Here is a 24,374-nt window from a genome sequence, read left to right on the forward strand (position 1 = left end):
AAGGCCCCTCCCCTTTTCGCTTCCTATTTATAATAAAATTGATATCATCACGCTAACGAGCAGACATAAGAGCGAGACGAGATACATCAAACGAATCGTCGCGACAATATCACTTGCCTGTAATGGTCGTTTCGCATCTCCCATTTTTGCCCGATTCGATGCAACACCTTGGTAATAATTCAGTCCCCCGAGCTGCACGCCTAATGCACCAGCGACTCCGGCTTCTGGCAAACCACTGTTAGGACTCGGATGCAAGTGTGCATCTCTTCTAATCATTGCCCAGCACTGCTTCCAATCCAATCGCTGCAGCCAGCTTGCGGCAACGAGCAACAAAGCTGTCAAACGGGCGGGTATGTAGTTCAGTACATCGTCAAAGCGGGCGGATGCCCAGCCGAGATTCCTATACTTCTCGTTTTTATAGCCAACCATGGAGTCGAGAGTGTTGGCGGCACGATACGCCATTGCCAACGGCGCTCCCCCAATCGCTGCGAAAATCAGCGGAGAGACGATCGCATCGACGATGTTTTCCGCCACGGTTTCTACCGCTCCCCGACATACTTCCGGTTCATCTAACCGCTCTGTATCGCGTCCGACTACCATGGACAAGGACCGTCTCGCCGCTTCCATATCCCCAGCCACGAGATGACGGGCAATCTCCATCCCGGCATCAGCCAAGCCTTTTGTTGCAATCGTCGTGGATATCAACCAGGCACCCAAGATCCAGGCAAACACCGGATGGATGAACGTGACTCCCCACAAAAGCAGCCAAACAACAGCGTAGCTGCCGCCTACGATCACAAGCGGGAACAGGACTCCTGCCAGCTTCAAATGCGACTCCTCTTTGACGAGAGAACGTATGACCCGCTCCAATCGTGTAATCCACCAGCCCATAATGATCACTGGATGCGGCAGGCTCCGGGGGTCTCCTACAACTCGATCAATCAAGTAGGCCGCGCATAAAATCCATACTTCTGTCATGTTGTCCCTCTCTTACTCTTCAGGGGTTGTCGCATCCAGCTCTGTCCTTCCGCATCCAAGCATTCCGCTACCAGAGCCTCCCCATGCTTAATGCCATCGACCTGCCAATATCGGTCAGGATTGTTTTCGAGCCACGCGGCCTGAAACCAGCGGATCACGCCGCCATGTGTGACGATGACGAATGTATCGGATGCCTCCTCCTTGCCCACTCTCTCCAACAAGGACCGTAGCCAACCATCCACGCGCATCCCCAGCTCTTCCAGACTCTCCCCTTGTGGAGGTCGATTTCGAAAAGGATCGTCGTACCAGCCTGTAGCTCGCACAGGGTCCGTTTGCATCAGCTCATCGTAGGTCATCAGCTCCCACTCACCAAAAGACAGCTCTCGCAGTGCTGGCTCCGGAATAACTGATAATCCCCAAGCAGCTGCGAGCGGTTCGGCAGTCTGGATGCATCTGAGCAGATCACTGGAATAGATCACAGCAGGTTGCCCGATGAGCACAGGTAATTCCTTTGCCAACTCACTCGCGTGCAGATACCCGTGTTCATTCAAAGGAACGTCACTATGCCCCAAATATCGATGCTCACGATTGCTGTCTGTCTCCCCGTGACGTATCCAAACTAGCTTCATAACCACCAGCTCCCGACTAACACCAAGAGAACGACTGCTTCACTGCTTTCGATAACAGCCCCGTAGCAGTCTCCATTTAGTCCACCCAATTTTTTTGAAACCGAGCGTGAAAACAATAGAGCGAACAACAGTGACAGGAAAATGGCTGTGATGACCTGCAAGCCCCCAAGATACCAACCTGCGGCAAACACGATGATGTAGCTCACGATGATAGAGGAAACGGAAAGCCCAGCACTGATGCCTTTTCCGATCCCTTTATCTGCCGAAAGATACGGCCAGAGCTTAATCGACAAAAGCACATGTGTCCGCGCTGCTACTGGTGCTACGATCAAAAAGCTGCCCCATCCCGGATGTGCGAGCTCTGCGACTGCACCCGCCTTGATCAGCAACAGCATAATCGCAGCAAGAACGCCCATCGCTCCTACGCGGCTGTCCTTCATAATCGAAAGGATTTGCTCTCTCGGTCTGCTGCTGCCAAGACCGTCCGCGAGATCCATCCACCCATCCATATGAAGACCACCGGTCACGTAGACCCATGCGACCAGCGTCAAAATAGCGGCGATCCATGGACTAAACAGCACCAGTCCTGCCTGATATACACCCCATAGCAATAAACCGATGACCAAACCAACTGCGGGATACCAGTTGACGCTTTTTCTCCACGCCTCCTCTGAAGGACGAAGCCATGGAACCGGAATACGCGTAAAAAACGAGATGGCGTGTAGAAATGCATTCATCCTTTGATCCTCCACGGTATTCCCGACAAAACCGCGTAGACGGCATCCGCTTGTCGCGCACTTCTCTGATTGACATCGCCCAGCACATCCGCGAACCATCTGCCCAAACGACTCAAGGCTACACCGCCCAATCCGACCTCGCTTGTGACGGCAATGACTTTTTGCGGGGAATTGTGAACGAGGGACAGCCATGCCTCTGCCTCCTGCAGCAGGGATTGCGTGTGTGAAGGACTTCTCCATTCAGACTCGTCCATACTCATCAATCGATTACTCACCCAGGTGGACAGACAATCGATTAAAACCACATCATACTGCTCACTGAATGCGTGGTAATCGGTTAATCGCTCTCCTACCTCCACACAGCCCCATTCCAGCGGACGACGTGCCTGATGCAGCTCGATTCTCTGCTTCATTTCATCATCCCAGGCCTTGCCTGTCGCCACGTACAGGACTCGACTGCCCAACTTCATCGCAAGCTCTTCCGCGTAGCGGCTTTTTCCTGAACGGACACCGCCTGTTACCAGCACCAAGCTCATCGCTGTTCACTTCCTTCCGCATGGACCTCGCGGAGCGCTGCCAGAAGTCTTTCATTTTCCTCTCGTCCACGCACTGCGATTCTCACATCATGTGCCGTCAGACCGGGATACATCGCACAGTTGCGGATCAGAACGCCTTTTTCGCCGAGCCGTGCCTGCAATTGTTCCGCTGGCAATCCTTCTGGTGAGCGCAGCAGCAAAAAGTTTGCCTCCCCCGGCCATACCTGCCAGCCCAACTCACCGCTGATGCAATCGATCAAATACGCACGTTCTGCTTTTATGAGCCTGCGCGTCTGTTCCTCATATGCCTGCTCCTGCAAGCACAGTTCTCCAGCTAAAAGGGCCAGTGCATTCACGCTCCAGCTCACTTGCTTCTGGCGCATCCGCGCAATGACATCTGGATGCGCAATCGCATAACCCAGGCGCAATCCCGGGATCGCGTACATTTTCGTCATCGAGCGCATCAAGATCACACGGGGAAAGCGCTCGAGCTGCGTCGCCAATGTATATTGCCGATCTTCCTCCACAAAATCGAGGAAAGCCTCATCCACGATGAGCCACGTGTTGGTCTTACTCGTCCATTCCGCCATTTGGCGAAGCTCATCCGGTTGATACATGATTCCCGTCGGATTGTTTGGCGACCCGACAAATACGAGATCAGACTGCGTAAAAAGAGTGTGCAGCTCTATAGGATCGGGCTTGTACCCGTTCGCTTCCTTCCCGTAGCAGCCAATGACACGGGCACCATACTGCTCGGAAAGTTGCGTGTATTCCGAAAAGCAAGGATATACCACACCAACCGTTTGCGGCGAAAGACCGAGAATGGCCAGTGCCATCGCCTCCGCTGCACCATTGGCAGGCAGCAACCATTCCTCCGGCACTTGCAGCCGCTTCGCCAGCGCACGCCGAAACACACGATGTCCAGGGTCTGGGTAATGCGCTACAGCAGCCAGCGAATCCAGCAGCATCTCACGAACGCTTGCTGGCATCCCCAGCGGATTAATATTGGCACTGTAATCCAGAAACTGCCCGGGCTCTCGACCAAAGCGCTGCGCTGCGGTCAGCAAGTCTCCGCCATGACCGTACTTCTCTATTACACCTGCGCTTGTCAAAACTCTACCCCCAGCACAGCTGGAATCCCTTCATCGTAGTAATGCTTGATTGGCTTCATCTCTGTCACCAAATCTGCGATGTCCAAAATCTCCTGCTTTGCGGCCCGTCCCGTAATCACGAGGTGAATATGACTTGGCCTATTTTGAATCGCTTCCAACACATCGGACAATGGCAACACATCATCAATCGGGAAGCGGTCAATCGCCAATGCATTATTTAGCTCATCCAAAATGACGACATCGTACGCTCCGGAAGAAAGCTTTTCGCTCGCAAACGCCCAAGCTTCTTTCAATGCCTGACGATGCTCCTCCGGTGTTTTCGTCCATGTGAAGCCGACGCCCATTTGCACAATTTCAATGCCCAATTTATCGAAAATAATCTTTTCTCCGTATGTACGCTCTGGCGACTTGATGAATTGAACCATCAGCACCTTTTTCCCGCGCCCTGTCGCCCGCACAGCCAACCCGACTGCTGCTGTCGTTTTTCCTTTGCCGTCTCCTGTGTAAACGAGGGTCAATCCTCGCTTCTTATCGTTTTTCTCCATCGTGACCACCTCAAAAAGTGACGTATTTTACTCCGCTGTTTCCTCCAAATACTTTCCGAAGCATAAAAAAAGCGCTCTGTTTCCCCCAGTACGTAAGGAAAAACAAAGCGCGGATAGCTGAAAAGCAACAATCCTCACCTCTTCCTTTGACCCGAAGGAAATCAGTGTAAACATAAAAACAGGCAGGTCTCCTGGCTCGAGGATCATCGCTCTTCTTCTCCTTCCCGCTCCCGAATGGGCAGTGGATGGCATGATGCCTTGAAGAACAGCTACTCTCTTACAGTGGCGGGACCGCGTTGGCTTTTCACCAAACTTCCCTTTTAACCTTGCTCCTGCGAATCGGTTTCGCAAAAACAAGGACCTGTTTCTCTTCCATATGTAAATGTCGTTCGTTTCGTTGACAAGCACTTGCTTTAATAATAGCAAAAGCTACCGAGGATTCAAGCAAAAGCTGCTGATTCGTCGCTGGTGACTATTAGCAGAAAATTTAAGATAATGACCGTTTACATGCCTGATGTTTTTCGTTACCCTATTGGCAAAACAATCGAAAGTGGTGTGCAGTCATGCTATTTCCTCCGATTCCAAAAATACCAGACATGGTCCTGCCCAGCCCACTGCCGATCAAGGAATGCGGCGAACCGATGATTCCCCTCTCTTCCCTTTCAGCTCAAATCACAGTCTATCCAGCCTACTACCACAAGGGCTATGCCGGAACACAGCCAGAAGCCTTTTTGCGAGAAGGGGCAGCACACAAGCTCGCCACGGCAGCCGCGCAACTGCCTGTTGGCTACAAGCTCGTCGTGTTGGACGGCTGGCGCTCATTTGAGGTACAGGCATCCTTGTATGATCGTTTCCGTGAAGCCTTGCTATTACAAGGCTGGCAGGAAGGACCCGCCCTCACGGAAGAATTGAGCAAATTCGTCGCTTATCCAACAACAGACCTCTCCAAACCGTCCCCTCACCTATCCGGCGGTGCAGTGGATCTAACTATCGCAGGGCCTGATGGCTGGCTGGAGATGGGGACCGTCTTCGATGATTTCAGTGAACTGGCTTCCACTCGCTATTATGAAGAGCTGGCACAGTCTAAGCAAAAAGACATCGAAATTCGAGACAATCGCCGACTGCTTTATCATTTGATGACGGCTGCCGGATTCGTCAACTATCCGAAAGAATGGTGGCATTTCGAATACGGAACGCGCACTTGGGGACAAAAAACGCAGAAAGAGCCGATTTATGGCGGGGTTTTGTCGATGTAACCACAAATAATCGAGCAAGGCATGAGCCCGGTCGATACCGTACTCATGCCCAGATGGCCGCCCACTCTTCAAACTCAACAAATTCCTGTACCTCTTAGGTCACTGGTATTTCAGAAGATGCTGCTGAAACCAAAAGGCTTTTGTTGTATTCAGGTGACAATACAATATTTGTATAAGTTCCGTGCCCTGACACATAGTGATAGGAATGCTCGACGCCTGCTGGGATAAAAATAGCTGCTGGACTCTCAACAGTCTTCTCTTCTTCACCAAGTTGAACATGACACACCAGACCAGTGCCATCAGGTGCATCTCCCCAAAAGAGGAAGGCACTGTCACAATGATGCGCATGTCTGTCTACATGTTTTTCAGGAATACCGGACAAATCGCATAATCCAAATATCCTTTGGATCACATAGAATGAGGCTCGCTCATCAACACGCGAATCCATCATAACCCAGCGTATCCCTGGACCGTCACGATGATACTGTAGCTCTGAAGCACCTTTTGGAAACGGCTTTCCTACCTGTAAGGAAACAGGCAGCTTTGGGCTTCCTAATGGAGGACGCTTTTCTTCGAGAAGCCGTGTTCTTCCAATTGTTTCGGGAGGAAATGGCTCATACGCTTTGGAATTCCTCTTTACGGCTTGGACATGGTAAGCCGATGTATGCGTAAAAGCATTTTGCCCAGCGATAGGGCGCAGTCCGTCCGGTCTATACCCTGTCGTCAGACGTATCGCTTGTACAAGCTCGGGAATTCTATCCAAAGAATAACGATGATCATTTCGAAGCTTTTGCAACGCAACAGTAAGCTGGATCAAGTCAGTAATACCAGCTCTTTCGCCGATTCCTAAAATTGTCGCATCAATGACAGAAGCGCCTGCATCAATAGCCGCCAGCGCATTCGCTTGAGCAAGACCAAGATCATTATGCAGATGAACTTCAATTTCGCATCCAAATTCCTCAATGGCACGAGTTACAATTTTTTTGCATGTATCAGGCTCCCATATCCCGACAGTATCTGCCAAACTAATGCGATCTGCGCCTGCCTGCAAAGCAACATGACCTAAGCTGGATATCTTTTCCCACTCTGTCCGTGAAGCGTCTTCAATCGTGAATCTAACCTGTAAGCCAAGCTTTTTTGCTTCGATAACAGCTTGTTGGACTTTCTCTTGTATATAGCTTTCCTGGTGATGACTGAATTTGGTTTGGATAGACACATCATTAATGGAAGCCCAAATCCCCACCCAGTCTGCTTTGGCGCGCTTTACTGCATGTACTTCTTCAACAGTAGCTCTCGCATGCATTAATATTTGTGCTCGTCTTGCCGATTGAGCCACTTTTCGGCAGATTTCTTCATCCACGGCAGAAATTCCAGGATGGCCCACTTCTATGAGGTCTATCTGATAGCTTTCCAAGAGATGCAGGATGCGAATCTTGTCTTCGCATGTGAAGCGCACGCCTGATTGCTGCTCTCCTTCTCGCAGTGTTGCATCCAAAATTTGAAACGGCTTCATTTCCAGCACATCCTTACGGGTTTACTTCCTTTTTCAGGAATTCGTCTGTTTCACGCAAGAGTTGATCACGATTTTTTTCATACAACACCCAATGTGTTGCATCTTTGATAACCACTTCTTGTTTTGCAGATGCATGGGTCAGCTTATGGAAGAGGGACTTATCGGCAAAAAAGTCCAGATCTCCTCGAATGATCAACACTGGCGTCGAAATTTTCGTTGCATCAAAAATGGGTCTGTCCGTCCAGATGTAATACAGATCTACCAAAGGTCCCATTGGACGGCGGATGGATTGTTCAGGTTGCTTGCTCCTGTTAGGATCAGAGTTTACGAAGACCTTGGATACAGCATTCATTGCCTCACCGGAAACCAGATCACGTTTATCTAGCATCATGTGCCAATGGTGCATGGCCTTGTCAAACTGGACAACCTGGTACGCTGGTAATTGGGGATTGATTTCACCTGCCTTCCCTTTTGCTTCAAATGGAGTTGCCATCAAAGGCAAAGAAAAACCATGCATAACACCATAAAGCACGAGTTTTTCAATATCATCGGAATGTTCAGTCGCGTACATCCCCGCAACAACTCCACCCCAAGACCATCCTACGATACTGATTTTATCTACTTGTCGCGTTTTCTTTATGTGCTGGACGACAGCCTCCAGATCTTTTACCGCCTCAGTGGCACGGACGACAGGAGCATTCTTTACAGGTGGTTGATCCATCTCAACTGGTCGGGTAGAATGCCCAAACCCTCGGAAGTCCATCGCCCATGTGTCGTAACCTTGCTTTGCGTATTCCTCCATCCAGGAGTATCCCGGAACATCAAATGCTTGGGCGGTAGGTACGCTAAACGGTTCAAGAAACAATACAACCTCATTATTGGTGAACTTTTCCTTGTTTTTGGTACTCATATGCCTCACATATAAGGAGACGTCCTGATCGATACTTGGCACTTTCAGCTCTTCCGTTACGATCTCACTGGTTGATTCCACTACGGATTGAGCTTGTGTTGTACTATTTTGATTGGGGGAATCAGGAGTTGAACACCCTTGAACAAGCAGCCCTAAAGATATGACTAGCATAAGAAAATGATTTTTCATTTGATGATTGAGATTCATAGTTTGGCACTTCTTTCAAAGTAGATTTAGAGGGTGCTAGAAATTGAAGATTCTTGACAGCAACGCAATGCATCCTGCTGCAATGATTAAGCCTGCAGGCAACCCATTTGTCAGTAGCACTGCCAAAAGTGTTCCAAGTGTTACGCCTATGAAAACAACCGGTTGATCTGGCAAAATACTTAAGCCTTTTCCCCCGACATAAGAGATGATAAAACCTGCTAAAATGGCTATCGTTGCTTTCCAACTGACCATTTCCTTGCCAAGGGAGATGAAATCATATTTTCCTTTGGCAATCGGAATCAACAAGAATACCATTAGACAAAACAGACCCACATGGAAAATTGGTTTTTGGATTGCATCCATGACAGGCACTGCTTTTAGCAAAGATAATCCGAGCAGCAAGAGGGAAGCGTAGACGAGAACCAGATCCTTTGCCACTAATGACAAGAGGGCGATTACCAGTAAGATAATGGTGGTATGCAACATAGGAGTCCTTATAGTAGCGTGTTATCCCAGCTTCCCTCTGCCGGGGCTTCCACCTGTACCATTTGGACGGAAGCTAAATTGACTTTGACTAAATTGGGAGCAACGGCTGGCAATAGGTCTGGTCTCTGAATGATTAGTTTGAATGCCTCAAAGCTAGCCAATACGCCGACGATATTCGCTACCGGAGCAAGCACTGCCCATGGAGCCTCTCTCTTTACATAGGCATCTGCCCATTCAGGCAAAGCGCCTTGCGATACGGAATACTTTGCACGCTCGTCTTTGATCTGATTAATTTTTTCACGCATCTCTGGCGTGAGAGGCTGTTGATAGGAAGGGTGTCTCATGGCGACCTCATAGGGCAAGGAGTCGGGTGTCATGCACATGACTCCTCCGCGGAAAGGTGGTGTTACCGCAATCCAGATGGAGGGAATACCCATATCGGCTGCTGTTCTATGGATGATTACCCGTGCAACCAGATTATCCGTAGCATCTACAATCACATCTGTATCACCCAGCAGATCATGTGCATTTTCTTCGGTAACAAACTCCCTTGTTACCTTTACTTCCAGCTCTGGATTGATATCGTGAAGTATTTCCTTCGCTACTTCCGCCTTGGGAGAGTTGATTTTGCTGACAAAGCTGAGCATTTGGCGGTTGAGATTACTTTCCTCAAACGAGTCTTGATCGATGACATGTAGCTTCCCTACACCCATCCGGGCGAGTTGAATCAATGTGATTCCTCCCACGCCGCCTGCACCTACCACCGTTACTCTAGCATTTCGCAGTTTGGCTTGCTCCTCACTCGTAATGATTCCGAAATTGCGGGTAAAACTGTTGTTATATAATTCGTTATTTTCTATCAATGACATACAATCATCTCCTTCGTTCTTTCAAAATCGTTATAGTGTTGCATAGTTCCACGTTCCATCAGGGGGAGTTGTCACTTTTACCGGTGTGTCCGTATCTAGATTAATGAGAACTCCTTTGGGTGCACGTGCCAACGGTTCTCTGCCCGTCAAGATTTGCACAGCTTCATGAAAGCTGAAAAGCGCTATGAGATGGGCACGAACTGGTGTAATAATCCAGCCAGCCTTTCCCTCACAAAAATCCTCTGCCCATTCCTTTGGAGCTCCTTCTTTGACAGAGTGCCAGGCCCTGGCTTTTTTTATGTCAGCAATCTCTTGGCGTAACGCTTCATTGGTCAACTTTTCCCCTGCTCCTGGAATGTTCAATGCTGTTTCGTACGAGATGCCGTCTGGAAAAAAGGAAGAGACAAACCCGCGGGTTGGGGGGCTCCCTGACATGCCCACGCTTGGTATGCCCAACTCACGCGCGGTCCGGTGGATGATGACGCGGGAGGGTATATCGTCCACTGCTTCAATCACCAGATCATGCCCTTTCATCAGTTCAAGCACATTGTCTTCATCAACATTTGCTTGGACGCATCGAACAGATATGTATGGGTTGATGGACTGAAGAACTTCTTCAGCCGTCGCTGCTTTTGATTTACCCAATGAATGTACCGTTGCCAGCATTTGACGATTAATGTTAGAAACTTCGAATTCATCAGGATCTACTCCGGTGACCTGCCCGATCCCCATGCGGGCGCAAAGAATCGCTTCCATCCCCCCAACCCCGCCGAGTCCAAATATGATGACCCTTCCTTCCTTTAAGCGGTTTTGTTCCTCAGTGGTATACACGCCAATATTTTTCTTGACCATTTCCCAATAAAACGAATCCATTTCCAATTCTTCTTCCTCCTCTTTCCAATTTCAATTGACCAATTACATTTGCCATTATAGAGTTCCAGTTACTAGCAAAAAATAGCTCGTTCTGACTATTAATTGGGTTTTATTTGAAATTTTCATGAACAAAAGAGAAATATTTTTAGCTAGAATAGACAAAATGAAAAGGCTTGAGTCCGGTACAATACCGAACCCAAGCCTTACACTCCCCTAATCTTACTGTAAGAAATCCGCCATAATGATCTCCGTATCAAAGGGCGTAATTCCCTCCTCCAAGGAAAATACTGTATCTGCCTCTTCCGCTTGATCAGTCAGCTTCCCCCTCGCCTGCGCATGAAGCATGAACAACTCATGCAGGGTAGGCTTCACCAACGAGGTGAGCGCTCTTCCCATCAGCTCCACCCCTCCCGCATTGGACTCCACATTGTTGGCAAACCGTGGATCGGAATTCAGGGCGATATCCGTCCAAATCACTTTTCTCTCCACGAGATCCAGAATAACCGGGATACAAATCCGCGTGTTTGCGGCGAGATCAACCTTGTCCTGTACCGTCTGCGGCTCGAAAATCTCCCCTGTCTGTGGCGCCGAACGAATCATCCAGCCTGCGAAGCATTCGGGCAAATCGCAATAAGGCTGACTCGTAAACGAATACAGGTTCATGACGACATATCGACCGCCATAGCGGATGACAGAATCAATGTCGATGTCGATGAATTCGCACGCGCCATTGGGAGCCTCCACAATATCCCCGCTATGGCACGCTTGATACTTGTCGGAACGCAGATTGGTATAGGAAATATGCTCCATGTACTTCCAATCCTCGTTATAGAGCACGGCAGACAAATCGATATCGACTCTGCCTGTAGGGACATCGTTGACGATCCCTTCCCTCCACCACAGGAAAAAGCGAATGGTCCCTCCATCCGGGATCGATAACCGGGAGCCGCGTGCAATCGTGCGTAGTGCTTTGCTGGCGGATCGCATCGAAAACGGAACGAGATGCTCCTGTAGCCGCGGGTCGATATAGATGTTACCCAGCGACGGCAATTGGGCAAAACGGTTCAACAACGATGTCCGGCAAATATCCGCTGCCTTCTGTCTAATGTCCTCTTGCAGCCCTGGCACTCGGTTTTCAATTGCCTGTACTTTCGCCACTTGCCCTTTCGGAAAAAAGGTCCGCCATTCCCCGTAACTATCCCGTTTGTCGAAGTGATTCATGACTTGCAAAAGAACTGGAGTCGATACACCGTGCGCAATTTTCTCGAAGGCAGAAAGGACTGAACTCCCCTGCTCCGTCAAACGCAACAAATGATCCAGACGACGGGCAAATTCCCCTGGACGCTGTTCGAGCAGCTTTATCGCCATATTCACATCCGCACGTACCAACGCCTGCTCTACTTGGCTATTGAACGTCTCGACCTTGTGATTGTTGCGCAAAATATCGAATGCTTCTGCCGCTTTTGGATAGTGATCCTTATATTCAAACGGATGCAAGATTTCCCCGAGACGAATCCATCTGTTTTTGTATCGATTCATGTCTTCTACGATATTCGAGATGGCTTCCAGCAGGCCGAGGAGCAGTCTTCTTTCGCCGCGCTTAAACTTGCGAAACTTCGCAGGCTCCGCCAAGCTCACATCCCCGTCAGACAGCGCCACTGCCAGACGTAGTACATCTGTCGCTGTCTTGCAATAGTGGGCAAAAAAAGTAGCAGGAAGCTTGTCATATTTGAGCAACAGGCTAGCAGCAATCGCCACGTTTTCCTTTTGGGGAATCTCGGCTGGGAGAGCTTCTGCGATTCCTTCATAGGCCTGAATCAAGCCCTCCAAGTCTTCCCTGTCAGTAGCAGAGAGCGAGCTATTGGAGCGGAGCAAGTTCATTCCTATCTGTAGCAGCTCTTCGTCTGTGCCCAGATGTATCAACTTCAGGCGAGATTCTCGCAGCAAAGGCAAACGTTTTTTCACTTCGTGCACAGGAAGGTCCAACGTCAAATAGTGAATGATCGCATTTACAAACAGCTCACCCTCGCTGGCCTCCATGACTTGCTTAGGAAAATTCGGATACATTGGCTTGTACTGTCGGGATGCCCCGATCTTTACCTTGAGCACAGCTACCACGTCCGAATAGAGCGCAAAAAACTCTCCTTCCGACAGCGTCCGGATTCTTTCTAGCAATTCCAGTGAAAAGGTATAGCCCAAGCTCTCAATATTACGTAAAGCCGCAGCTAAATAAGAGGTAGGCAGTTCATGTTGCTGCCCCTGATGTACGATGATTTTATTTTTCCGGCGAAGGTAGATTTGATTTTTCATTGGCATCACGAAAAAATCAGGAAAGTAGTACCCCTAATGGTGAACCAAACCTTTAGCTCAGAAGGAAGGTGTACAATAGCCTGATTTTTTATTCCTTTTTGTAATTTTTCACCATCTTACTTCAATTTTGCCAGATGGTAAAGCTTTCCGGGAGGAACGAGAAATAAATCCGTCCCCGGACCTAATTCGATTTCAATCCGCTGCCCGTTATTCCCTATTCTTCATCCCTGTAAAGTGAATACCAGAGTACCAAAACTTTACAGGAGGGAGAACTCGATTCATGAATCAATCTGTTATGAAAAATCATACAGCCCCCCCGTTCTTTCAAGGAGAGAAATGGTTAGTGTATACCGGCTTGCTTGGCTTCTTACTAGCTGCCATATGCGCACTCTGGGTCATGCTTTACGGAGGACCCGTCGCTCCTAATGGCGATGTCTCGAAAGCGTTTTCCTTTAATGCGGCACTCGGAATATTTTTATTGTCGACAGCTGCCATCATTCCGTTATCTGCCCTGGGCACGCGTAGTAGAGCTTTCTTTCGCTGGTCTTATATCCTGCTTGCTTTCTATTCGTACGGAGCGGAAACCGTACAAAACTTCCGCGGCGTAGACCCGAGGTTCGTCAAAAATGGCACATCCTTTGACGTCACTGTCGGTTCCATTTTTACTTTTGTGGCTCTTCTCTTGGTCCTCTTTTATGTATTCATTGCCATTCAGTTTTTCCGCAGAAAAGCTTATTTCCTACACCCAGAGCTGGCAGTTGGCATCCGCTATGCAATGATTGCGGTTATGCTATCGTTTGCGGCAGGTCTCTGGATTTCATTCAATGATGGTCGAGTGGTCGGGCAACAAGGGAATATCATTTGGCTCCATGGTATTGGCTTTCATGCTCTGCAAGCAGTACCTTTTGTCGCTTGGTTAGCTGAACGTAAAAAGCATGTGTCCACTGCTCGTACTGGCTTCATCCATCTCGCAGGTATCGCCTACTTGCTCGGTTTAGGTGCAATCGGCTGGCAAACCTATCTCGGTCGTGCTGTTTTGGAAATATCCGTATTTCCGATTCTCGCCGCCTGTTGTTTCTTGGTTGCCTTCTTTCCAATCGTTTTCTTCCTTCAACAAAAGAACAATGCAAAAAACCTCCACCATACTTCTGATATTCAGAACTAATTGATTGTCTCGATCTTTCGTGATACTTTGATACCAGTACCTGACATACGGTATCAGAAACGAGGAGATCGATCTATGACAGCGCGTATTGGACTTCCTGCACCTGATTTTACGATGGACACCGTAACGTTTGACAACGGATTTCCCCTGCCAAAGAGCTTGGTAGATTATCGTGGAAAATGGCTTCTTTTGTTCTTTTACCCTTTTGACTTTTCGAAAGTATGCCCGACGGAAATCCTCAGCCTCAACCGCCGGATCAAGGAGTTCGCGGATTTAAATGTCGAGGTGCTTGGCATTAGCGGCGACAGCATACATACACACAAAGCATGGATGAGATCGAGTGAAGGCATCGGGCCGCTCTCCTTCCCGCTCGCTTCTGATTACAGCAAAGAAGCGACCATTGCATACGGTGTGCTGGACGAAGCAACCAAAGCTCCGCTGCGCGGCAGTTTCATCATCGATCCAGAAGGTATCCTGCAATACGCAGTCATCTCCAACTCCAAGGTTGGCAGAAGCGTAGATGAGACGCTCCGTGTGATCGAAGCTCTGCAATCAGGCGGATTGTGCCCAATGGACTGGAAGCCTGGGCAAAACACGATATCCTAATCGATAGACATAAATAAAGGCCGCATGATCGCTTACACAGGATCATACGGCCTTTTCATTTTAATAATAGGCATAAAAAAATCAGGAAAGCAGTACCCCTAATATCGGATTGGGTTAGAAGGAAGGTGTACTATAGCCTGATTGATTCACCATACCATTATTTATCTTCTTTGTAAATACTTATCTGGACACGACCGGGTACGGAAACAAGTCAACGACACGCATGGTCTCCCCGCTTTCATTGGTAAACACGACATGCTCTCTTCTCAGCTCAGTCGGACTCTCCAAGCCACATGCTGCCGCCAGGGAGAACAAGCCTTCCCTCAACTGCAAAATATAGTTCATGACACGCCACTGCTTTTCTGCCGGAACCAACGCCTCCTGGTACTTGGAATCCGTCGTAGTGACCCCTGTGGGACATTTACCCGTATGACATTGCATCGCCATGATGCAGCCAGTTGCAATCATGAAGCCGCGCGCGGAGTTGACGCAATCCGCTCCCAATGCCATGGCGATCGCTACTTTGTCAGGAGTAACGAGCTTGCCGGAAGCAAAAATTCTGATGCGGTCCCGTACGCCGAACTTCCTCATCGTATCATCGAGAATGATAAGCGCGGCGAAAAGCGGCAAGCCCATGCCATCTGCCATTGCCTTATACATCGCACCCGACCCGCCCTCAGAGCCATCTACCGTGATGAAATCCGGATAAATCGACAGCTCCACCATCTTCTCAAAAAACGGCTCCAATCGCTTCGGATCGCCGACGACGATTTTCACACCGACAGGCTTACCCCCCGCCTCCTGCAAACTGCCGATGAATCGCAAGGCTTCCTCAGGATTGGTGAGAAACTCGAAGCGGTTCGGTGAATTGACCGTTTGTCCCACTGGTACCAGCCTTGCTGCCGCGACTTTTTCCGTGACCTTGGAGCCCTCGAGGTGACCTCCGCGTATTTTGGCCCCTTGATGGAACTTCAGCTCAAACGCCTTGATGTTAGAAATGTTAGCCTTGTTCTTGAATTCTTCGATCGAAAACTTGCCCTTGTCATCACGGAAGCCGAACATCCCCGGCCCGATTTGCGAAATGATATCCGCGCCTGTCGAGAGGTGAACTTCTGCGACGCCACCCTCTCCTGTATTGATCCAAGAGCCGCCTGCCATACGTGCCCCATACCCTGTGGACATGATATAGTTCTCTCCCACTGCTCCAAAGGAGGTAGCCGAAGCACCAAACATCCCTTTCAGCCGCCAAGGCTGCCTTCTGTTTTCTCCCACGACAATGACGTCCTCATCATGTAGCAACCACGGCTTTACCTCTTGTTCCTCGATAAATTTTTCCCTTCTCGTGAACAGCCCTTCGTGGGTAATCTCGTATTTTCTGCCGGGGACGACTTTTTCATTATCCATACGCAGTTCACTCGTCAGCTTCGGGAACATCGCATTGGACAAATAGAAGCCGGGCTTCTCATAATCACGTTTACTTCCGAACGAGATCAGGTCCGTCCGGTATTTTGACGCATACATGAGGCCCACGAAGTCTGCTCTGGAAAACGGTCTACCGTCTGTATCATCGTCAAACCAATACTGGCGAAGCTCTGGCCCGAGCTTTTCCAGCAAATAACGCATCCACCCCAAAAATGGATGGGACCGAATAATGGAGTGCTTTGGCTGTTTAGACAAGGCATACATGTAACCGAAAAATACAATGGGTGGTAAAAGAATGATGAAGATAATGACGCACAACAGAGTAGGTACCACTTGTGCTTACCCTCCCCAAACACCATATTCTAGTAAATCATGTCAAGGATAGGATGCAACAAGTTCTCTGTTTTTAATCGTATTTCTCATCATCCTCCCGTATTTGCCCATCTACGATTAATTCCAGCTCCGTTTCAAAATTCAGCATGATCTCTACAGGTAACTGCTCCGCAACCTCTGCCATGTCCGGCAGAAGCAGTGCATCCTCTATCGTATCAGGCTTCGTCTCCAGTTGATCGTACCACTCGCGGATTTGCTCCATCATGCGGTAAAACGAAGCCTCAAACTGATTCGCATCATCCTCCGCGTCGTCCTCGTGGCTCTTTTTCATCCGATCCCAATATTCCAGTGTCGTGCGCAGTGCTTTCTCTATGTTTGTATCCATTTATCGTCTCTCCTTTTCGCCTCTTCCTTCTCTTCCCTTTAGTATGACCGCTTTGATTTCACAATGCCACCTCAGGTGCAAGCCGCTCGCAACCTTCTATTTTTTAAAAATCGTTGCGTTTTTTGACACGTTTTATAGCCCGGTTGAGTCATACGAAAATGAAAAGAGGCTGTTATCCTAAATGTAGCTAGCAGCCGACTATCCGGCAATAAACGAGAGAGCTCTCTAGTGGAATAGGGGAGGATGCACCCTGTCATTGCGATGGAACAATCGAAAATTATCTCTCCCGCTACTTTTCGTCTCCGTCATTTGTATCGTTGCCCTACAGCTGCCTATCACAGCCAAGGCGACGCCTGCAGATTCTGACTCCTTGCAGGCGATGATTGATCAAGCACGCCCTAACGATACTGTTACCATCCCGTATGGATTGTACAAAGGTCCTATCCGCATTACCAAGCCGATTCAATTGGTGGCCAATGATCCAGTGAAGATCATCAATCCGACCGAGGAGGAGGCAACGCTCACGATTGAAAGCGACAATGTGAGCTTACAAGGAATCCATATCGTGGACAAGCGAATCAACAGTGACGTAGCCGCTCTTGTCATCCGTGGTGATCAAAACTTTCTCGAGAATGTCATCGTTGAAACGAAAGGGATCGGTATTCAATTACGGCAAGCAGACTACAACACGCTGCACAACGTTCAAGTCATCGGAAAAATCAAAGGCGATGGCAGTCCAACGACCAGTACTGGACATAATCACGGAGCACAGCCTGAAGTAAAGCCAAAGCAAACGGAAAAAGCGAAACGAGGAAACGGAATTGACGTGCGTGAATCGCATCATAACCGTTTCATTAAAAATCAGGTAACGAATGTCGAGGATGGCTTTTACGTCGAAAATAGCGATCGAAACCATCTGGAACAAAATCTGGTGACGAATTCGCGGTACGGCTATCACTTCATGGGCACCTCTGATACGACGGTCATCAACAACATTGGAATGGAAAATGTGACGGGCTCCCAGCTTATGGAGTCGCGCAAATTGACGGTTACTGGGAATCAATTTTTGAAGCAGCAAAAAAATCCCGGTTCGCAAGGAATTCTTCTCATTACCGTACAGGATACGCTGGTTGCAAACAACACGATTGAGGGGAACCGCGTTGGACTGTATTTAGAGCAATCATCCGGAATTACGGTTAAAAACAATTTACTCAGTCTCAACTTTATCGGCATGCAGTTTTTGTCCTCTTCTGACAACGTATTAACCGATAACCAATTTGTCTCCAACGTCATCCAAGCACAAGCTCAGGATAGTCAGAACAACAACTTAAATAAAAACTACTGGGACAATTTGCAAGGACTTGATGTGAACGGAGATTCCCGCAGTGATTTGCCGTACGAGATGAATCCTTTTTATCTGGGTTTGACCGATGCGGTTCCTGCCTATCAGCTGTTTTTCCAAGCCCCGGGATTCGTGTTTCTGGAAGGCTTGTTTACAAGTGGAGCCGGCTCAGCAATCAAGGACGCATCTCCTTTAATGCAACCCTCGGACACCATGCTCATTGAATCCGGGGAAACGAGCGGTTGGGGTGCTGGCATTCTTGGACTTATCTTGTTAATAGGAAGCTGTTCTATCATTTATATAGGAGTGAAAAAATCATGAACAAAATGAAAAAATGGTGCACAACAGTCGGAGCAATTATCGGTATCAGCCTGCTAATGGTCGGCTGCGGAAGCGAAGAGCCGAAACCAGTAGATATCGCGGAAGGCGTAGACAAATGCGACCTTTGCAAAATGCATGTCCCTAACGATCACAATGCTACTGAAATCGTCTTAAAAGATGGAAAAGCCCTGAAGTTCGATGATCTCGGCTGCCTGCACAACTGGACGAAAGAAAATGGAACCGATAACGTGGCTGTACAATTTGTCCGCGATTACTACACAGCAGAATGGACAAAAGCAGAGCAAGCTACCTACGCTTACGACAAAGACTTCAAAACGCCAATGACGTATGGCATCTATTCCTTCAAAGAGAAGTCTGCTGCAGACAGCTTTGTTCAAGAGCAAAAGAAAGGCATTGTCATGAGTGCAGCGGAATTGAAAAATCATAGCTGGGAAAACGGCATGAGCAAGCACATGAACAAAGACGGTCAGTCTTCCGAAGGTCAACACAATGGCGGTCACGAAAGCAAACCAGCTGATCACGGAAGCAACAGTACTACCCCAACCACACACAACTAACAGAGGGAGTGGAGTCTTTGCACATCAATCTGATTGCCAAACGAGAAGTGAAGGTAGGCTTTCGCAATCCATGGTCCTACTCGTTTATGGCTCTGTTCTCCCTGTTTAGTTTGGGACTCTTGATCATCCAATCGCAGTCCTACATGAAGGGTTATACGTATACGACAGGTACCATGCTGAATCTGATTTTGTATTTGCTGCCACTAATGACGATGCTTCTCTCTTCTTTTTCTTTGACGGCGGAAAAAGAAGAGGGTAGCTGGCAGCTCCTCTCTACCTACGCTATGACAACCTTCTCCTTCTTGGTGGGGAAATACTTGGGACAAGCACTCGTATTAGTCGCGATCGTCAGCTTCGGGTATGGGTTGTCTGGTGTAGCTGGCATGCTGTTAGGAAAAAGCTTTGCATTTTCGACTCTCTTGTTTTTGCTTGCCTTTTCCATCTGTCTCATTCTGTTATTTTTGGGAATTGCCATGCTGATTGGCGCCATCAGTAAAAACCGTTGGCAGGCTTTGACAATGGGGGTCAGCATCTGGTTCTTCTATATTCTGGCATGGCCTACTCTACTCATCTCTGTGCTCAGCTTCGTCCCTTATACATGGATCAAGCCTCTGCTTCAGCTCGCAACATTTCTCAACCCAGCGGAGTTTGTACGAATCTTTTCCGTTGCCAGATTAGGCGGTGGCTCGATCTTTGGACCTGAATACTACAAATGGGTGTACTGGGCTGATTCTCCGCTTGGTGATCTCATCTTTGTCGCACTCAGTCTACTCTGGATCAGTGCGACCTTGTTCATAGCCATCCGGGTATGGGAAAGAAGGTAATAAGATGAATATGTCAGGACTTACCATCGACCAGGTTACCAAGGAAATCAATGGGAAAACAATCGTTCACCCATTCAGTATGAACATTGCACCCGGTCAGGTCGTCGCCTTATGCGGCGGTAACGGTGCAGGGAAAAGTACGATCCTGCGGATGCTGGTCGGTATTCTCCCACCTTCTTCGGGAACCATTCAGCTAAACGGGTTGAACTGGAACGATAATCGTGTGGAGTATCTTCAAGAAATCGGTTATATGCCGGATCACTTTACGTTTTCTGCCGGACTTTCCGCGAAAGAAACGCTCGAATTTTACGCTTCCCTGCGCAATCGCACCCCAGAAGAAGCGGATCGACTGCTGAAAATGGTGGGACTGCATGATGTGAGAAACAAACGGGTGTCTCAGTTCTCCAAAGGTATGCAGCAGCGCCTCTTGTTTGCCCAAGCGATATTGGCAAAGCCTGCACTCGTCGTCCTCGATGAACCGACCAATGGACTCGATCCGTATTGGATGGATGCCTTCGTCGATCTCGTGCGGGAAGTAAAGCTCGCGGGTCAATCCGTTCTCTTTACGACTCACCAGTTGCAGGTGGCAGATGCAGTAGCCGATCGGGCGATTTTTCTGATGAACGGAAAAATCGTGCGTGATGGGTCGATAGAGGAGTACCAACAGCAGTATGGAGCAATTGGTTTGTATGGTGCCTTTTCCGAGCTTGTTCATCAGGCCAAGGCATAAATAAAAAAACGCGAGAGATTTGATCCTTATGATCGGCTCCCGCGTTTTTTATTTATAGCGTCTTTGCTTCCATATAAAAAACAGATAAAAACTTTTTCACGCTAATCCGGCACTTCGTTGTTTTTTCGCCCGCCTCCAGCTCTTGCATCCGCTGGCGAATTTCTTGAAAGTCAAACAGTCGTGGTGCAAAGTGTTCAAAGGTCGGGTTGGCATAGTCGGTCAACCCTAATGAGGAAAGATGCGTAAAGGCTTGCAGGACCATCCGGCGAATCCGTTGCTCCATGGCACGCACCTCTTTAGTAATCCCATGCTCATCCAGACTGGCATGCACCTTCAGCAGAATTTGTGTATACAGTTCCTTGAGCTGCAATTCGTGCAGCTTGTCTCCCTGTCGCTCATCCTGTACGAGCCATTCCATGATCAATAGTAGATCGGGAGCCCCGGCTTCACTCGCGATCCCTAGCTGCAACAGCAGTTTTCTCGCTTTTTGTGCCAGGTTGTCCTGATCGGAAGACTGACCTTTCAAGCCGCTGGTATGCGGGTCTTTTGCTTTGACATCCAGGATTTGCAATGATTTGCGGATGGTTTGCAGAGATGCTTCCAGCGACAAGTAATCCGATACCCGCTTCAGCACTGCCATGACTTCCAAGCGGTTGATCGGTTTTTGAATAAAGGTATCAATCCCCTGCAAATAAGCCTCCCCGATCATTTCTTTGTTTTCCACCTGTGACACCATGATGAAGCGGCCCGCGAAGCCATCTGCCTGCAACTTTTTTATCGTTTGGATGCCATCGAGCCCCGGCATTAGCAAGTCGATCAAAATGACATCGACCCCATACAGTTGATCAATCGATACGTGACTACCATCGCTGGCTTGCCCTACAATTTCGCCCAACCCGCTGTCTTGAATAATCCGTTCGAGCATGCGGCGCACTACAGCATCATCTTCAATTAAAAAGAAACGTATCATGGCTTACACTCCCTCCTTTCCGAGTAATTGGTCGGTCGGAATTTGTACTTCTAAGTGCGTCATTTGCTTCTGATCCGGTAAAATACGCAAGCTTCCATGTAGGCTTTGGACAATTCCACGGGCATGCGTCAGACCAATTCCGGTAGATGCATTTCCCTGTTCATCGTATTTGGTCGTATACCCGGGCTGAAACACCCATTCCTGCTCTTCTAGCGGAATTCCCGGACCGCTGTCAAGTACACTTAACACCAGATGACGATGAATCAGCTTCGCATTCAGCTCAATCCGTCCCGACGTGGGAATCGCTTCTACCGCATTGGCTACCAGGTTGTTTAGCACGGAGAGCAGTGCATAGATTTGGCTGGTCGACAGGTTAATGTTACAGCTCCACTCAATTCGTATATCTTTTCCCAACATCTCTGCGTATTTCTGATTCGCGCGGGCAACCAACTCACACAGCTCTTTGATCGGCAGCTGTGGTGCTAGCCCCTCCTGATTAATCAGCTTGGAAATGCCCGCCAGCATCCGCTGCGAATCTTTTTTCACCTCATGCACATTCTCGGCAATCGCCAAGGCCGTCGGGGATTCCGCATGATCCGAGGTGAGCAGACGCCTGTAGAGCTGGTAGCTCTCGCGCGTGATTTCTTCCAAATGCGTCATCGATTTGCGTAAGTAAAAGGCTTCTTCATACAGCTCCGTATTAATCATCCGCAGACGCTCCAGCTCCTGCTGACGCACCTCTCCCACTGCCCGCAACTGCCTGATCGAAAAGCTGTTGTACAAGCCGACAGCAAAAAAGCTGCGCAAGACTCCAAAGAAGAGAAGCATCAAAAAGCTCTGCCAAGTGATCGGCGGAAAATCAGTGAAATACTGTCGTACCTGGATCTCTACCACATTGGAGACGAAATCAATAGATGCACCTATCAACCCCAGCCACAGGGGGAACTCACGATAGCTACGTGCTCGGAGCAAATAAAACAGGACGGTAAAAGTGAAATAGTAAAAGGCTGAGGGAAGATGGGCAGCCACACTCTCCATGTACGGACGGTATGTAAAAAAGACATCCATTCCGACGCGAAATCCGAAGATAAACGTCCCTGTAAAAAATCCCGTCAACAATACAGGTACAGACGAAAACCACAGCAACCCGAAAAAGAAAGCAGCGATGCCCAAGGAAAAACGAAATGACCCGCCTACGGGGTTTACCTTCATCTCTCCAAAAAAAGCAGTTGCCAGCATGATAATAAACAGGATCAAAAGGCGTTCTCGCATAGCTGCTCCTTTCCTACGGAAAAAGATCTCCTATTCTTATTTTACTAAGAATCGGAGATCTGCAAAGATAGAACGATTAAGCGTGCTTGTTTTCCAGTCGCTTGGAGACGACTGACAACGCGTAGTTGACGACAAAGTACATCACTGCCACCATCAGGAAGGTCGGGATGACGTAATTGACATTGCGTCCGTTGATGATTTGCGCATGGTTCATCAGCTCTGGCAAAGCGATTACGACTGCCAGCGACGTATCCTTCAAGAGCGAAATAAATTGGCTCACAATCGGAGGGACCATTCTTCTGAGAGCCTGTGGCAGAACAACATGCCACAGTGTCTGGACATAATTCAGACCAGAAGAACGTGCAGCTTCAATTTGTCCTTTTTCGACCGAATTTAAACCGCTTCGCACGATTTCCGATAGCATTGCTGCTTCGAAAATAACCAACGCCAGAACAGCGGCCCAAAACTTGTCCATCTTGATTCCCACTTCCGGGAGAGCAAAATACGTAAAGAAAATAATCAACAAGAGCGGTAAATTGCGAATCAGCTCTACGATTGTCCCGAGAACTTGTGAAACTCCAGGAATTTTTGCGTAACGCAAAACCCCTACGACAATCGCAATGGAAAAGCTGAAGACAATAGACAAGAAAGCGACCTGCAAGGTGACCCAAAAGCCTTCGAGCAGGAAGGTCAAATGACTGGGCGTATAGGCTCCGATAAAGTCCATGATGTCCCCTCCTTCTTAGCGGCTTCCAGCCAAGCGTCGCTCCAAATAACTGACGAACGCGCTCAACGGAAGGGTCAGAATCAAATAGAAAACAGCTACAAAAATGTACACATCAAAGGTAACAAACGTATCAGCCGCGATCAGATCTCCAAAATACATCAGGTCAAGACCTGCAATCACACCTAATACCGAGGAGTTTTTAACGAGATTGATAAACTGGTTGCCCATCGGCGGGATCACGACCTTGATCGCTTGCGGCAAAATGATATAGCGCATCGTTTGTCCGTACGTCAATCCCGAGGAGCGAGCGGCTTCTGTCTGTCCTTTTGGAATCGCCAAAATGCCTGCGCGGATCGTCTCCGCGATAAATGCTGCCGTATACACGGTCAAGCCAAGCGTACCTGCAATAAAGGGCTCCAGTACGATACCAATTGCCGGCAAGCCCACAAAAAAGAGGAAAACGACGAGAATCAGCGGGATATTACGTACAAACTCGACGTAAACCGTAGCGATCCACTTGAGTGGTCGAATCGGAGAAATCCGAAAGATCGCAAAGAGCGTCCCCAGTGCAAAGCTCCCGACGAGAGCAAGCAGGCTCGCCTGCAAGGTGTTCCAAAAGCCTTCGAGATACATATCCATGTGATCAAACAAGATAGAAAAATCGATCATCTCTTATGCGATCCCCCTTGTGTGCAAAATTCTGTTAGGAATATAAGGGAATGAGCGGCAGAGTAAACC

Annotated in this window: 25 protein-coding genes and 1 riboswitch; of the genes, 7 read left to right on the top strand and 18 right to left on the bottom strand. The window is 48.6% G+C overall.

The window, feature by feature from the left end; translation table 11 throughout:
• Positions 1–27: 27 nt before the first annotated feature.
• From cbiB to cobO, 6 genes are read right to left on the bottom strand one after another with little or no spacing between them, the layout of a single operon-like run.
• Positions 28–978, bottom strand: coding sequence for an adenosylcobinamide-phosphate synthase CbiB (gene cbiB / locus HP398_RS16710; RefSeq protein ID WP_173623175.1), 951 nt, complete (start codon positions 976–978; stop codon positions 28–30).
• Positions 975–1,607, bottom strand: a complete 633-nt coding sequence (locus tag HP398_RS16715) for a histidine phosphatase family protein (protein WP_173623176.1) — start codon at positions 1,605–1,607, stop codon at positions 975–977. The genes cbiB and HP398_RS16715 overlap by 4 nt, the downstream gene beginning before the upstream one ends.
• A complete protein-coding gene (gene cobS / locus HP398_RS16720) occupies positions 1,604–2,344 on the bottom strand; it encodes an adenosylcobinamide-GDP ribazoletransferase (protein WP_017247394.1) in 741 nt (246 codons plus the stop codon). Before cobS ends, HP398_RS16715 begins: the two co-directional genes overlap by 4 nt.
• Entirely contained in the window at positions 2,341–2,880 is a 540-nt protein-coding gene (gene cobU, locus HP398_RS16725) for a bifunctional adenosylcobinamide kinase/adenosylcobinamide-phosphate guanylyltransferase (RefSeq protein ID WP_017247395.1), read from the bottom strand. The genes cobS and cobU overlap by 4 nt, the downstream gene beginning before the upstream one ends.
• On the bottom strand, positions 2,877–3,992 hold the full coding sequence (gene cobD / locus HP398_RS16730; RefSeq protein ID WP_173623177.1) for a threonine-phosphate decarboxylase CobD: 1,116 nt from the start codon (positions 3,990–3,992) through the stop codon (positions 2,877–2,879). The genes cobU and cobD overlap by 4 nt, the downstream gene beginning before the upstream one ends.
• On the bottom strand, positions 3,989–4,537 hold the full coding sequence (gene cobO / locus HP398_RS16735; RefSeq protein WP_017247397.1) for a cob(I)yrinic acid a,c-diamide adenosyltransferase: 549 nt from the start codon (positions 4,535–4,537) through the stop codon (positions 3,989–3,991). Before cobO ends, cobD begins: the two co-directional genes overlap by 4 nt.
• A gap of 164 nt (positions 4,538–4,701) precedes the next feature.
• A riboswitch (cobalamin riboswitch) is annotated at positions 4,702–4,917 on the bottom strand.
• Positions 4,918–5,100: 183 nt separating this feature from the next.
• Here cobO and HP398_RS16740 point away from each other — a divergent pair.
• Positions 5,101–5,793, top strand: coding sequence for a M15 family metallopeptidase (locus HP398_RS16740; protein WP_173623178.1), 693 nt, complete (start codon positions 5,101–5,103; stop codon positions 5,791–5,793).
• Positions 5,794–5,887: 94 nt separating this feature from the next.
• On the opposite strand, the gene HP398_RS16745 is transcribed toward HP398_RS16740, so the two are convergent.
• The 6 genes from HP398_RS16745 to HP398_RS16770 form a co-directional block, all read right to left on the bottom strand.
• A complete protein-coding gene (locus HP398_RS16745) occupies positions 5,888–7,306 on the bottom strand; it encodes a LeuA family protein (protein WP_173623179.1) in 1,419 nt (472 codons plus the stop codon).
• Between the two features lie 13 nt (positions 7,307–7,319).
• Positions 7,320–8,423 carry an alpha/beta hydrolase gene (locus HP398_RS16750; protein WP_173623180.1) on the bottom strand — a complete coding sequence of 368 codons (1,104 nt, stop codon included), beginning with the start codon at positions 8,421–8,423 and terminating at the stop codon, positions 7,320–7,322.
• Positions 8,424–8,459: 36 nt separating this feature from the next.
• Positions 8,460–8,909 carry a DUF441 domain-containing protein gene (locus HP398_RS16755; protein WP_017247402.1) on the bottom strand — a complete coding sequence of 150 codons (450 nt, stop codon included), beginning with the start codon at positions 8,907–8,909 and terminating at the stop codon, positions 8,460–8,462.
• Between the two features lie 8 nt (positions 8,910–8,917).
• Positions 8,918–9,778 (bottom strand): HesA/MoeB/ThiF family protein, encoded by an 861-nt coding sequence (locus tag HP398_RS16760; protein ID WP_173623181.1) that lies wholly within the window; start codon positions 9,776–9,778, stop codon positions 8,918–8,920.
• Between the two features lie 30 nt (positions 9,779–9,808).
• The gene (locus HP398_RS16765) at positions 9,809–10,657 is read right to left on the bottom strand and encodes a HesA/MoeB/ThiF family protein (protein ID WP_069846325.1); all 849 of its coding nucleotides are present in this window, start codon (positions 10,655–10,657) and stop codon (positions 9,809–9,811) included.
• Positions 10,658–10,870: 213 nt separating this feature from the next.
• Entirely contained in the window at positions 10,871–12,961 is a 2,091-nt protein-coding gene (locus HP398_RS16770; protein ID WP_173623182.1) for a TerD family protein, read from the bottom strand.
• Positions 12,962–13,241: 280 nt separating this feature from the next.
• Between HP398_RS16770 and HP398_RS16775 the strand changes: the two genes are divergently transcribed.
• On the top strand, positions 13,242–14,126 hold the full coding sequence (locus HP398_RS16775; protein WP_173623183.1) for a hypothetical protein: 885 nt from the start codon (positions 13,242–13,244) through the stop codon (positions 14,124–14,126).
• A 75-nt stretch (positions 14,127–14,201) separates the two neighbouring features.
• A complete protein-coding gene (locus HP398_RS16780) occupies positions 14,202–14,732 on the top strand; it encodes a peroxiredoxin (RefSeq protein ID WP_017247407.1) in 531 nt (176 codons plus the stop codon).
• 180 nt (positions 14,733–14,912) lie between these two features.
• Here HP398_RS16780 and HP398_RS16785 read toward each other — a convergent pair whose 3' ends face one another.
• Together HP398_RS16785 and HP398_RS16790 are read right to left on the bottom strand one after the other, a co-directional pair.
• Positions 14,913–16,487, bottom strand: coding sequence for an FMN-binding glutamate synthase family protein (locus tag HP398_RS16785; protein ID WP_017247408.1), 1,575 nt, complete (start codon positions 16,485–16,487; stop codon positions 14,913–14,915).
• A 73-nt stretch (positions 16,488–16,560) separates the two neighbouring features.
• Positions 16,561–16,872 (bottom strand): hypothetical protein, encoded by a 312-nt coding sequence (locus HP398_RS16790; protein WP_017247409.1) that lies wholly within the window; start codon positions 16,870–16,872, stop codon positions 16,561–16,563.
• Between the two features lie 370 nt (positions 16,873–17,242).
• On the opposite strand from HP398_RS16790, the gene HP398_RS16795 reads away from it, so the two are divergent.
• Genes HP398_RS16795 through HP398_RS16810 form a run of 4 tightly spaced genes read left to right on the top strand, consistent with a single transcriptional unit; the run spans position 17,243 to position 20,667 of the window.
• Positions 17,243–18,535 (top strand): right-handed parallel beta-helix repeat-containing protein, encoded by a 1,293-nt coding sequence (locus HP398_RS16795; RefSeq protein ID WP_173623253.1) that lies wholly within the window; start codon positions 17,243–17,245, stop codon positions 18,533–18,535.
• Positions 18,532–19,113, top strand: coding sequence for a nitrous oxide reductase accessory protein NosL (locus tag HP398_RS16800; protein WP_017247411.1), 582 nt, complete (start codon positions 18,532–18,534; stop codon positions 19,111–19,113). The genes HP398_RS16795 and HP398_RS16800 overlap by 4 nt, the downstream gene beginning before the upstream one ends.
• Before the next feature lie 17 nt (positions 19,114–19,130).
• Positions 19,131–19,937: an ABC transporter permease gene (locus tag HP398_RS16805; RefSeq protein WP_017247412.1), complete on the top strand. Its 807-nt coding sequence runs from the start codon at positions 19,131–19,133 to the stop codon at positions 19,935–19,937.
• 4 nt (positions 19,938–19,941) lie between these two features.
• On the top strand, positions 19,942–20,667 hold the full coding sequence (locus HP398_RS16810) for an ABC transporter ATP-binding protein (protein WP_017247413.1): 726 nt from the start codon (positions 19,942–19,944) through the stop codon (positions 20,665–20,667).
• A gap of 52 nt (positions 20,668–20,719) precedes the next feature.
• Here the strand turns inward: HP398_RS16810 and HP398_RS16815 are convergent, their stop codons facing one another.
• The 4 genes from HP398_RS16815 to HP398_RS16830 form a co-directional block, all read right to left on the bottom strand.
• Positions 20,720–21,637, bottom strand: coding sequence for a response regulator (locus HP398_RS16815; RefSeq protein ID WP_173623184.1), 918 nt, complete (start codon positions 21,635–21,637; stop codon positions 20,720–20,722).
• Between the two features lie 3 nt (positions 21,638–21,640).
• Entirely contained in the window at positions 21,641–22,909 is a 1,269-nt protein-coding gene (locus tag HP398_RS16820; RefSeq protein WP_017247415.1) for a sensor histidine kinase, read from the bottom strand.
• Positions 22,910–22,985: 76 nt separating this feature from the next.
• A complete protein-coding gene (locus HP398_RS16825) occupies positions 22,986–23,636 on the bottom strand; it encodes an amino acid ABC transporter permease (RefSeq protein ID WP_017247416.1) in 651 nt (216 codons plus the stop codon).
• 15 nt (positions 23,637–23,651) lie between these two features.
• Positions 23,652–24,305, bottom strand: a complete 654-nt coding sequence (locus tag HP398_RS16830) for an amino acid ABC transporter permease (RefSeq protein ID WP_017247417.1) — start codon at positions 24,303–24,305, stop codon at positions 23,652–23,654.
• Between the last annotated feature and the right edge of the window lie 69 nt (positions 24,306–24,374).

The organism is Brevibacillus sp. HB1.4B, assembly GCF_013284285.1.
Taxonomy (GTDB): domain Bacteria; phylum Bacillota; class Bacilli; order Brevibacillales; family Brevibacillaceae; genus Brevibacillus; species Brevibacillus porteri.